We start from the raw sequence: 10,706 nt of genomic DNA, 5'->3' as shown, positions 1-10,706 counted from the left end.
CGACAGCGACCGCCTGGTTCATCACTGACGCTGACACCGGTAACACCGGTGGCGCGCTGACCGGCATCCAGTTCTCTGCGAACGGGGTGACGGCGTGGTCGTCGTCGCTTCCTGTTCCTACGGGCACTTTGTCATGGGTGTCGTCACCAGATCAACGCCAACGCCAACTGAAAGCGACGTTTGTGTGTACCAGCGCAGGGACTGCGACTGCGTACATGCGTGTCTCTAACACCGCTGGTGTGTGGGGTCCCGCTTACCGGGTCGACATTCGTTCGTATGCGCCTGCTGGGGCACCAGGCACACTCGCGATCACGCCTTTTTTCACTAGGACAAACTCGAACGTTCTAGGTGCGCACATCCGCGTCTACCCGTACAGCTCGACATCAGGACTTAGTGTTGGTGGTGTCGTGTTCCCAGCGATAGGGGTCGCGGGTGGTACATCTGATCGTTCGTTTGCCATCATTGCGTACAACGGCGCCGGCGCAGTGACCGGGCATTGCTCTGTTGTTCAAACGGTTATCGGTGCCACGACAGGACAGCGACCACTGGTGCAGGCGGTTCTCGGTAATGACGGGTCAATCTTTGTTACGTTCGTAACGGATGCAGGCGTGCCAGGCCTGCATCAGTTCGCGTTGCGCAGCGCCACGAACACTTCACTTGTCGCATCTGCCAGCTACCCGGTTCGGTCGTTGCGTGTATGGAAAATCAATGCGGCCGGCACCGTATTGCTGGTCGCCAAAGCTGGTGCCGGCGGCACCGACACTACCGCCCTCGCACCGGTAACAGACCTCTCAGTCAGCCGCGACGGTAGCCGCCTGACATTCGCATGGGGCTCAGACACCGTCAATTTCTCGCCAGGTCACTTCAGCTTCGACGGGAATCAAATACCCGGATCTGGCGGAACACCATACCGAGGTATCATCCGGTTGAACACGTCGAACTTGGCAACCGTACAACTCGGTCTTTTTGTCGGCACCTTAACCCAGGGATTCACAGTGAGAGACTACGCAGAGGGTGCTGCCAACACGTCGTTCATGTCCGCGAGCTTCTCCTCTAGCACCGGGGCACGTGTGCTGCGACGACTGTACGGGCCCAACATATCGTTCAACAGTCCACTCAGTGACATGTCCGCCATCGTCAAGTTCAATGACACTTTCGACAGGATCGCCTGGCGTCGGACCGGACCGATCGTTTCACAGGCTCATCAGATAGTGGCTCAGCCATCACAAGGCCGGGTCCTGCTGAACTTCCGCACCTTTGGCGTAGCCGCAACCGAAGCCGGAACAGGGGCGGTAGTCCCCGGAACCTCCGGTGACATGGTGATGTCAGCAATGGATGACAACCTGACCTCCAACGCGACCATTTTGGCACGTACCCATGGCACCGGCAGCGTCGGCGAGGGAGTTGTAGCGGTGATGGCCGACGGACGTATCGCCCTGGCGGTATCTACAAACGGAGCAAAGCACCTCAACACGCCTGGGAACAACATGCATTCGTTAGGCGGTTTTGACGGGTTCGTAGCGATGATTGCCAGTAATGGCACCGTCAACTCTATTTCGTCAGTGTCACGCGGCGCATTCAGCATGGATGAATCCATAGTCCACTTGGCTGGTTCCCCTTTGGGTGGTGCCGTCGCGATCGTTAGACACAACGGTGCTTCGTCTGGCACAGCGATATACACACCGTCATTGACGGGCTCATCGACACTTTCCATCGGAACAGTGGAAACGCACGTGCTCGCCACAATCGACTCGCTAGGCAACTGGGGTTCAGCAGACGTACTCACTTCGGTCCCACCGGGCGGTTCCGGGTACGTCGCACCACCCGACACGCCGTTCGGTACCTGGCCTGCGACCGCCCAAGAAGACCAGTCAGTGTCAGCAATCCTCACATCACGCAACCCTGAAGACCCGGCCCGGCTCCTGCCGTACCCGACCTCGACCGGCACAAACAGCCCTGCCATCATCGTCCCCGCTGGCGCACCCGGTGCCGTCATTGGTGTGACCATCACCCCGTACAACACAGCAATCCAAGTGTCATGGACAGCAGCGACCGGCACCATCACCGGCTACCGGGTGTTCCTCAACGGGTTCCTCGCCGCAGTCACGCTCCCCTCGGCGACCGCTTGCGTGCTCACCAAACTCACCAACGGGGTCGGCTACAACGTACAAGTCGTCGCCTACAACGCTTTCGGTGAAGGCACAGCTTCAGCGGTGCTGTCAGCGGTGCCGTCCGCAGCAGGCGGGACCGCTGTCACCACGACCAACTGGGCGGCGTTCCGTATCGAAGTTCACACCCAAGACGACATCAACTACCAAACGGGCTGGCACACCACCCCACTAATCGCGGGTGTCCCGACACCAATCATCATGGACACCGAGTACGGACGCGGCCAGCTTGTCGTAGTCCAACACGACCCGACGTACCACACCAACCCGTTGGCACCCGAGTACATCCCGCCATACTCGGCGTACATCAGGTTCGATCCCGACGACCACTGGCACGGGCAGACACCGGTATCCATTTACGACCTCGGGTTCATGGTTCGCGCTGTCGCTGTTCGCTCCGACGGTGTCGTCCTCAACTCGGATCTGCGCCAACTTTTCACTGATTACATCCCGGTCTATGACCCGCCTGAAACACCGACCGGTGACATGCCTGACATCAATGAGGACTCGACCTCGACCGCAGTGTGGACCACCATCCAACACGACGCCAACAAAACGCACGTGTGGCAGGTGTCCGGTGACCATGGCAACAACCCGAAAGCCCCGATTTCGACCACGTCATGCACCGTCTATGACGATGATGGTGTGTCACCTGTCGGGACGCTCGCCATCGTCGGCACCCCAACCGGGACCACAGCGCCCCTGACTTTCACCCCGATACCGAACTGGTTCGGTTCCGCTACCGGCTACGTACGTGTAGGCGACGGCGGCAACGGGCTCATTTTCCCTCTTGCCAACCCCGGCTTCTCCTCATGGGCGTCTGTCACCATTGTCGTCGATCCAATCAACGACGCACCGACCGCACCGACACCCGCGACGATGCCGACAATCGCAGAGGACTCCGGCTACTCCGAGCGGACGTTCTCAACCACAGACGCCGACTACGACCCGGACAACTTGACCTCGACCGTGTGGGAAATGTCACCGGACACGATCGGCTTGTTCACAGACACCTTCGTCCAATCCGATGCCAACGGTGCCCCGACCGGCACGTTCGAAATGATTGGTGAGGACGTGGCCGGCGCCGACGAAAACTTGCAAGTACTCATCCGTTTCACACCGTCCGGCAACTGGTTCGGGACCACCGGGTTCTTCTTGCGTGCCATTGATTCCGACGATGCAGCGTCCGCTTGGACGTACGTGACTGTTGTAGTGACCCCGGTCGCTGACGCACCATCGGCACCACAGCCGACAATCATGCCGACCGTCGAAACGTACGAGCAGACCGCCGCCCAAATCTTCACTGTCACAGACCCCGACTCGACCGCTGTGTCGTTCCAGGTCGCAGCAACCACAGCGGGTGTTGCCGGTACCACAGCCACGCTCGCATCAGGTGCTGTTGTCACTGTCGTCGCACCGGGTGTCGGCCCACTCACAAGGACTGTCACCGTGACGTTCCCACCTGGGTTGCGTGGCGGCTACAAGTTCGCTATCCGTGCCACCGACGCCGAAGGCGCTGTTGGCCCCTGGACAACTGTGCGCGGCTGGGTAGCGTCCGAAGCAGTGTTTGCGGAGCTCGTCATCGTGGAACGCACCTCTGCGACGGTCGCGCACCGTTCGTTGGGTCCAGTCACCATCACCGACCTTGAAATCACTGAAGCGCTTCGCGGTGTCGGTGGCGCCACTATTACTGTCCCGGCCGCCCAGCTGCGCGCCTTTGCAGCAAGCGAAAACACCACTGTCCGCAAACTTTTGGAACCGGGCACCGTTGAGATGTGGACAGGTGACGGCCAAGAGACCAGGTTCGCTGGACCTGTCACCGGGCACAGCATCCGCTCAACTGACGAAACCGTTGCGTTGCAATGCGCCGGTCTTGCCGAATGGCTGACCCGTTGCGGTATCGAAGCGGATCTGACATTCACAGCACAAGACGAAGCGGCCATCATCTGGGGTGTCGTCACACACGCCCAGGCTCTCCCGTACGGTCAGCTCGGCTTCACTAACGGATCACCAGGCCCTGTCGGTAACACGCGCACAATGGCTTACACAGCGGGTCGCACGATTGCTGACTGTGTCGAAGAGTTGAGCTCCGATCTGGGTGGCGGCGAATGGTACGTCACACCAACTCGTGAAGTGGTTGCTGTTGCGCTCCGTGGCACAGACCGACGCGGTCAGCTTGTCTTCAACGAACACAACTCGACAGTAGAAACAGCCGCCGACTGGGACACGTTGGCGACAGTTGCGATCGTCACCGGTAACGAAGTTTCAGGTGCCGGTGTCGCTGATGCCACGACGCTCGCACGGTACGGCCGGCACGTCGGCAAGTTCGACGCTGGGAGCCTTGGCACCGGTGCCGCATGCAACGCGCTCGGCGCCCAACACGTCGCCCAGTTCGGTCGCGGTCGCGCCACCTACACCTTCACGACCTGGTCAACGCCACGCTCACCTGACGGGCACGGCCCCTGGGATTACAGTGTCGGTGACGTCTGCACACTGGAGCCGGAAACACCTGCCGGGCGCATCGTGGAGCATGTCCGCATCATCAACCGCACGTTGCGCACGATCGGGCCGGGCATGTCATGGGAGATCACCATCGAAGCGGAAGCGCTCGCTGAGGACGGCACAATCCGCAAAGCGACATCAGATCTGAACCCGGCGCTGTACGACCAGTTGTTCGCGGTTCGTCGTCGCACCGCCTGACATCAAACCCTCGCGCCTGGCGGACAGGCGCGCACGGTCAGTGCATGATCGCTTCGAGCTTCCAGTCATGGCAGGACGGCCGCCAGCCCGGCACCCGCTGGTCCGGTTCAGCGAACCTTCGCACCATCCGCAACACCCTTTTTCCGCTTATCACCGGCCAGGACTTGGGTTACGGCGTCAATCGTCGCCCGATCCGTGGCGGCGCGGTCTGGTCTGACCACGCTTTCGGGTCTGCTTGGGACTGGGGTTACGGCAACGGTGCCGGCGGCGAACAAGCTCACAGCGGGCCTGGTCGCATCTATGTGGTCGATGTGTTCATGCCATGGCTGATTGCTAACTCGGCGGAGCTTGGCATCCAACGCATCCATGATTACATCGCCAAAAGGATCTGGCAGGCCGGTGCCGGCTGGACAACCAAGAACCCCGGTAGCGGCGCCAACTGGATCCATACCGCCACACACCCTGACAGTTACGCCGATGACAGGCCGTTGTCGGTGCGTGGGCTGACACCGTTGCAGTTGCCGTCAGGTGCCCTCCACTACTTCTCGACACCGGCACCCACACCGGCCCGTGACATTCTGCGTGCCGGCCAGTCCCTCGCACGCGGCGAGCAGCTCACATCCGCTGACGGTGGCACCGTGTTCGCACACCAAGCTGACGGCAACGTCGTGTTGTACGTCTCCGGTCGGGCCGTCTGGAACACAGAGACGTCCAACCGGCCAACGACAGTGCTCGTCATGCAAGGAGACGCCAACCTCGTCCTCTACAACGGCGTGACGGTCTTGTGGGCGTCTGGTACGCACGGTCATACCGACGGTGCGCTCGTCGTACATCCGGGGCGTGCTTTCATCCTCGGGCCGAACTGGTCGGTGCTGTGGGCAACCAACACGGCACCTGTCGCCGCTGTGCGTCCGCCGGTGGTCGCACCACGACGCACCACCATCGTGCGCACAGGCGAAGGCTGGTGGCAGTTGTCAGCTCGCACACTTGGTACCGGTGCCCGCTGGAAAGAGATAGCAGCTCTCAACGGCGGCGAACGACGCACCCTGCAACCCGGTGACACGGTGAGATTGCCATGACCTTCACGGAGAACCTCCCCGAAATCATCGGCGGTGGCAGCATCGCCGCCGGCACCATTGTCGCTCTCATCCGCCGCAAGTTCAAAGTAACCGGCAACGGCGAAATGACTGTCAAAGTGAATCAGCCGATCGTCACGACGGCGACCACAACAAGTGCTGTGCAGACCACGATGGTGGTGCCCAGTGACAGCACCGACGCCCTCGACATCGCACAGAAAGCGCTCACCTTGGCTGTGTCCGCACACGACGAAGTGAAAGCGGTACGTGCCGAGCTCAAATCGGACCGTGACTCATCAGCCGCGTCCGTTGCCGAGCTCCGCGCACAGCTTGTGTTGGCCGCCTCACGTGAGCGGGCACTTGCCGACCTGCTCCGTGAGGAGCGGACTGCACGCCTGTCATCCGATGAGCGCGTCCAAGAGCTCGAGCGGCTCCTCACTGACGCGCACGCTGTCACAGCCCAGCTCCGACTTGAGCTCGCAGCGAAGGCCTGACATGACTGCAGGTGGAGTCGCCGCATGGGGAGCACTCGCCGCAGCCGGCGCCATCGACGTGGTCGTCATGGTCAAAGGGGCAGACAGCATCACAGCCGCATGCCGCCGGCATCCGGTGACCACCGCGATTGTTGTCGGTGCGTTCGTGTGCCATCTCGCAGAACGACCGCGTGCCTTCGTCGCGGTCGACCCGTTCTGTCACATCGGTGGTGTCGCCGGATGGCTGACAGCACGGGCGGTGAAACTGTGAGACTTTGGCGTCTCCTCCGAAGCATCGACGAGCACCTCGCCGTGATCGCAGCAGCCCTCGCCGGCATCGACGACCCCGACACCGGTGACGTCGCTGAAACCGGGCCTGACACGTACATCGAGATCTACGACGTCGATCGGACCATCGACCTGACCCGCTCCACCCTTGATGCCGCCGACGACATGTTCGCCCAATGGTCGGCATACGACGAGAACTCCGACGAGACAGGCATCACCGAAATGTGGTCACCGGGCGGATACCTGTAAGCCCACGCAAAGTTATTTGCTCTAAATGTCTCAAATGCGGGCTTTTGCAGATGCGGAAAAGACGGTAAACATATGACCGCCGACAGACTGTTCGACGCCCTATCCGCCCCTCTCACTGTCATCGCCGACCCGCTCGCTGCAGCACTCGCCGACGTCCGTGTCGGAGTATCGATGACGGAAGCCGGTCGACGCCACGGACTCACCGAATCCCGTGTCCGGCGCGCACTCGCCAAAGCCGCCGCCGACCCGACCGCCGCTGCGATGCCCGTCGTCAAACCGGTCACTGTGACCGGCGGCTGGAAAGACAAAGACAACGCGACCTTCACATGGTCAAACGTCTCTGACATTCCAGATGATGCCAACATCCGCGACATCATCACAACCACTGGTGGCAACCCCGACCACTTCGAGTGGTTTGCGTATCACGTCGATTGGCAGTTCATAGAGATAGAAAACGACAGCACCTGGCAACGCGACCATGACATTTCCATAGCGATGGCCGGCGTCAAAGGCACCGCCTACACCGGCCCGTCGCACGCCACCCGGCGAACCGGCACCGTCAAAATCAGGATTGAGAAGCGTGCAGTAGTCGTACCGACCGACCTGGAAACGTTGGCGACGGTCGCCGACCGGCTCCCAGGCTACCAGTGCATGACATGCGGCGCCCGGTTCCTCACCTCCCGAGTCGGCACCGTGTGGTGCTCCGCCAAATGCAAGAACACGCGACCCTCCACCGAAAACGACTTCGGGATCGTCCGCCACGTCATCATCCCCGACACACAAGTCAAGCCCGGAGACCCGACAGACCATCTTGTCTGGGCCGGCAGAATGGCACGTGAGAACTGTGCCGGCAAACGCACCAAGTTCATGGTCATCGGCGACTGGTGGGACATGCCATCGCTGTCACATTGGGACGCAGGCAAAATGGAATCGGAAGGCCGCCGCGTCAAAGACGACCTCGACGCCGGCAACCGCGCCTTCGAGGTGTTCGCTGAAGCGCTCGGCACCGACCCGTTGTGGTCGTTCCATTTCTTCTTCGGCAACCACGAAGAACGAATCATGAAGTATGTGTCAGCTAACCCGGCGATGGCCGGCTTCTTGTCGCTTGACAACTGTGTGACACCGCCCGGCTGGGAACGCCACAGTTTCCTTGACGTCGCCGTCATCGACGGAATCGCCTACTCGCACTACTTCTACCAGCCGAACACCGGCAAGCCGTACGGTGGCGCTATCGACGCACGCATCAAGCTGATCGGCCGAAGCTTCGTGATGGGTCACCAACAAGGCCTAGCTCTCGGCACCGTGTATGCCGGCGGCGAACGTCGCGGTGGTGTGGTCGCAGGCTCCTTCTACCAGCATGACGAGGGCTACAAAGGTCCGCAAGGCAACGACCATTTCCGGGGCATCGTCTTCCTCAACGACGTCGAAAACGGCTCCTTTGATGCGATGCCGGTGTCGATGGATTACCTGTGCCGACGCTACGAAGGTCACCGGTACGCCGACCATGTCGGCCGGGTCCTGTGATGTGCATCGACGGTCCGACACCACAGCCGCCACGCACACCATGGTCAGTGATCATCTGGGCGTGGATCCTCACCCGGCTCATGCGACGGTGACCGGTTTGTCCTGACGGCTCCAGCGCCCACAGTCCCCACAGCAACAACCTGAGAGCACCCGGACGAGGCCCGCAGCCACCGGGTGCTCTCGCATGTCACCGGCTTGGGTCACACATCACAGCGACAACAGTGATCTGGGCACCCAACCCATTAGGAGGCAGACGGCACATCGTGTTCGACTGATCGACTCACCCCACCTGACCGCGCCGGCGACTAGCGACCGACCATGTCTGTTCCGCACTGTCGGTTCTACCGCTCAAGGATCTGGCGAACCCAAGCCCTCCCTCACATCAGTGGGGGAGGGCTTCACCCGTTCACCGGTGAACGCCCACCGCCCGCCGATGAAGGCGGGCGGTGCATGGGCTCCGGCTGTAGTCCGTGAGCAGTGACAGAGATCATACCCGACAGGTGTCGCACACATAACGGTGCCCGGCTACCGGCGCCTCGCAGTCACCCTTCCGGGTCGTACTCGTCGCCGTCGATCGTGTCCGCCCCGGCTCCCGCCCGACGCAGCATGTGCGCATCAGCGAGATAGTCGGCGCTAGCGCCGTAGTAGTTGTCAAGGGTGAACTTCACCGACGCATGCCCGGCCATCAGCGACACGTTGGCGAGCGTGTTGCCTTCATCTATCCAGCGACTGATAGCCGCATGACGCAGCGAATGCCATGTCAAATGTTTCGGGAAGCCCGAGATGGCACGGGCTGGTTCAGTGAAACGGGCCCGGAAGTTTGAGCGTCGCACCGGGCGCGGAATGCCACGCATCGTGTGGAAGAGAAGTTTGGTGCGGTCGTCATGGTCGAGTAGGTACGAGTCCAAGTCGGCGGCGGTCTCATCAGAGAACGGAACCCGACGCACACCTTTGCGCGTTTTCGGTGCGTCGAGCCGTAGCACCCCGTTCGTTTCCGAGTACGCCTTGCTGATCATGACCGACTGGGTGCGCCGGTCGATGTCCTCCACCTGTAATGCTGTGACCTCACCGAAGCGCCCACCGCAATCCAATGTGAGCCGCGCCATCAACCCGTACGGCGGATGTTTCGCGGTGTGCGCCTCGATGAACGCGGCGGCCTGTGCCCGTGTCGGCACCGGGAACTTCGACCCTTCACGGATCGCATCATCGACGTCATCGGCACGGATACCGTCAGGCATCGCCAACGCTGCAAGCAGCCCGTCGGATTGCCAGACACCTTCGCCGGCACCGAAGCGCACCACCGCCCGCGTGTTCTTCAGTGTCGAGTTGATCGTGTTGAACGCGTAGCCGGCCTCGTTCATTTCTGGTGCGAGCTGCGCCACCTGCTGACGGGTCAGCTTGCCGGCCGCAACCTGGCCCCACCGTTGCACGACATGAACCTCAAGCAACGTGCGTGCCGTTGCCCGAGTCCCTGGACGCCACCCTGGGCGGGTCACCGGGTCCAGCCATGCGCCCACGACATCGGCAACGGTGACGCCGGCGTTGTTGCGTTGCCCGCCACCGATGCGCACGGCTTGCTCATCACAGATCACACGGGCCCGCTCCAACGTCGTTGCGGTCCGCTCATGTTGTGAGCCGTCCTCGGACCACACGACCCGCCACCTGCTACCACCACCCGTGACCCGCACCGGACCTTTGGTGTAAGCAGCGTCTTTCACCGGGCGACCCATCAGGCGGCCTTCTTGCTTTGCGGGCCCCGGCGCCGGTCAGCGGTCTTGGCCATCAGCGTCGGCTTCACACCGGTTGTACGAATGTACGCAGCGAGTTCCGCCCGATTGACGAGCCCACGACCAAGCGGGTAGTAGATGGCCGGGCCGCCCCGCTCATGCAGCGAGCGGCGCACATGGTCAGGTGTTGCTCGCAGCACAACGGCCGCTTCTTGCAATGTCATGTACTCGGTGTCCTCTGTGATGGCCATGCGACGACCGTGCAAGTGCCCGAGCAGGGCGCACTCGCCGGTGGGTTTTGCAGGGATGTACGACATGGGTTTCTGGTAGAACTACCAGAAACGACCAGCATAGCACCAGGTCACAGGGATAGGCCACTTTGCTGGGGGACAGGGGGTCGCAGGTTCAAATCCTGTCAGCCCGACCAGAACGTCCGATGGACCCTCACGTGAGGGTCCATCAGCTGGACCAACCGGCGCCAGATCGACTCTGTGTGTCGGG

Annotated in this window: 8 protein-coding genes; 6 read left to right on the top strand and 2 right to left on the bottom strand. The window is 61.6% G+C overall.

The window, feature by feature from the left end; all coding sequences use genetic code 11:
* Positions 1 to 407 precede the first annotated feature (407 nt).
* From ACESNG_RS05845 to ACESNG_RS05820, 6 genes are all read left to right on the top strand, one after another.
* The gene (locus ACESNG_RS05845) at positions 408 to 4,868 is read left to right on the top strand and encodes a fibronectin type III domain-containing protein (RefSeq protein ID WP_373068169.1); all 4,461 of its coding nucleotides are present in this window, start codon (positions 408 to 410) and stop codon (positions 4,866 to 4,868) included.
* 44 nt (positions 4,869 to 4,912) lie between these two features.
* A complete protein-coding gene (locus ACESNG_RS05840) occupies positions 4,913 to 5,947 on the top strand; it encodes a hypothetical protein (protein WP_373068167.1) in 1,035 nt (344 codons plus the stop codon).
* Positions 5,944 to 6,438 carry a hypothetical protein gene (locus tag ACESNG_RS05835; protein WP_373068165.1) on the top strand — a complete coding sequence of 165 codons (495 nt, stop codon included), beginning with the start codon at positions 5,944 to 5,946 and terminating at the stop codon, positions 6,436 to 6,438. The genes ACESNG_RS05840 and ACESNG_RS05835 overlap by 4 nt, the downstream gene beginning before the upstream one ends.
* 1 nt (position 6,439) lies before the next feature.
* Positions 6,440 to 6,688: a hypothetical protein gene (locus tag ACESNG_RS05830; RefSeq protein WP_373068163.1), complete on the top strand. Its 249-nt coding sequence runs from the start codon at positions 6,440 to 6,442 to the stop codon at positions 6,686 to 6,688.
* Between the two features lie 41 nt (positions 6,689 to 6,729).
* Positions 6,730 to 6,954 carry a hypothetical protein gene (locus ACESNG_RS05825; protein ID WP_373068161.1) on the top strand — a complete coding sequence of 75 codons (225 nt, stop codon included), beginning with the start codon at positions 6,730 to 6,732 and terminating at the stop codon, positions 6,952 to 6,954.
* Positions 6,955 to 7,026: 72 nt separating this feature from the next.
* Positions 7,027 to 8,478, top strand: coding sequence for a hypothetical protein (locus ACESNG_RS05820; protein ID WP_373068159.1), 1,452 nt, complete (start codon positions 7,027 to 7,029; stop codon positions 8,476 to 8,478).
* 542 nt (positions 8,479 to 9,020) lie between these two features.
* Here ACESNG_RS05820 and ACESNG_RS05815 read toward each other — a convergent pair.
* Positions 9,021 to 10,196: a tyrosine-type recombinase/integrase gene (locus tag ACESNG_RS05815; protein ID WP_373068157.1), complete on the bottom strand. Its 1,176-nt coding sequence runs from the start codon at positions 10,194 to 10,196 to the stop codon at positions 9,021 to 9,023.
* A gap of 11 nt (positions 10,197 to 10,207) precedes the next feature.
* The gene (locus tag ACESNG_RS05810) at positions 10,208 to 10,522 is read right to left on the bottom strand and encodes a hypothetical protein (protein ID WP_373068155.1); all 315 of its coding nucleotides are present in this window, start codon (positions 10,520 to 10,522) and stop codon (positions 10,208 to 10,210) included.
* Positions 10,523 to 10,706 lie beyond the last annotated feature (184 nt).

This window comes from Gemmatimonas sp. (assembly GCF_041689975.1).
Classification (GTDB): Bacteria; Gemmatimonadota; Gemmatimonadetes; order Gemmatimonadales; family Gemmatimonadaceae; genus Gemmatimonas.
This window is presented reverse-complemented; position numbering and strand designations above follow the sequence as displayed.

Excerpts from the sequence above, each read along its gene's own strand:
- ACESNG_RS05840 (WP_373068167.1), top strand. The coding sequence starts at position 4,913 with ATGATCGCTTCGAGCTTCCAGTCATGGCAGGACGGCCGCCAGCCCGGC.
- ACESNG_RS05835 (WP_373068165.1), top strand. The coding sequence starts at position 5,944 with ATGACCTTCACGGAGAACCTCCCCGAAATCATCGGCGGTGGCAGCATC.
- ACESNG_RS05830 (WP_373068163.1), top strand. The coding sequence starts at position 6,440 with ATGACTGCAGGTGGAGTCGCCGCATGGGGAGCACTCGCCGCAGCCGGC.
- ACESNG_RS05820 (WP_373068159.1), top strand. The coding sequence starts at position 7,027 with ATGACCGCCGACAGACTGTTCGACGCCCTATCCGCCCCTCTCACTGTC.
- ACESNG_RS05810 (WP_373068155.1), bottom strand. The coding sequence starts at position 10,522 with ATGTCGTACATCCCTGCAAAACCCACCGGCGAGTGCGCCCTGCTCGGG.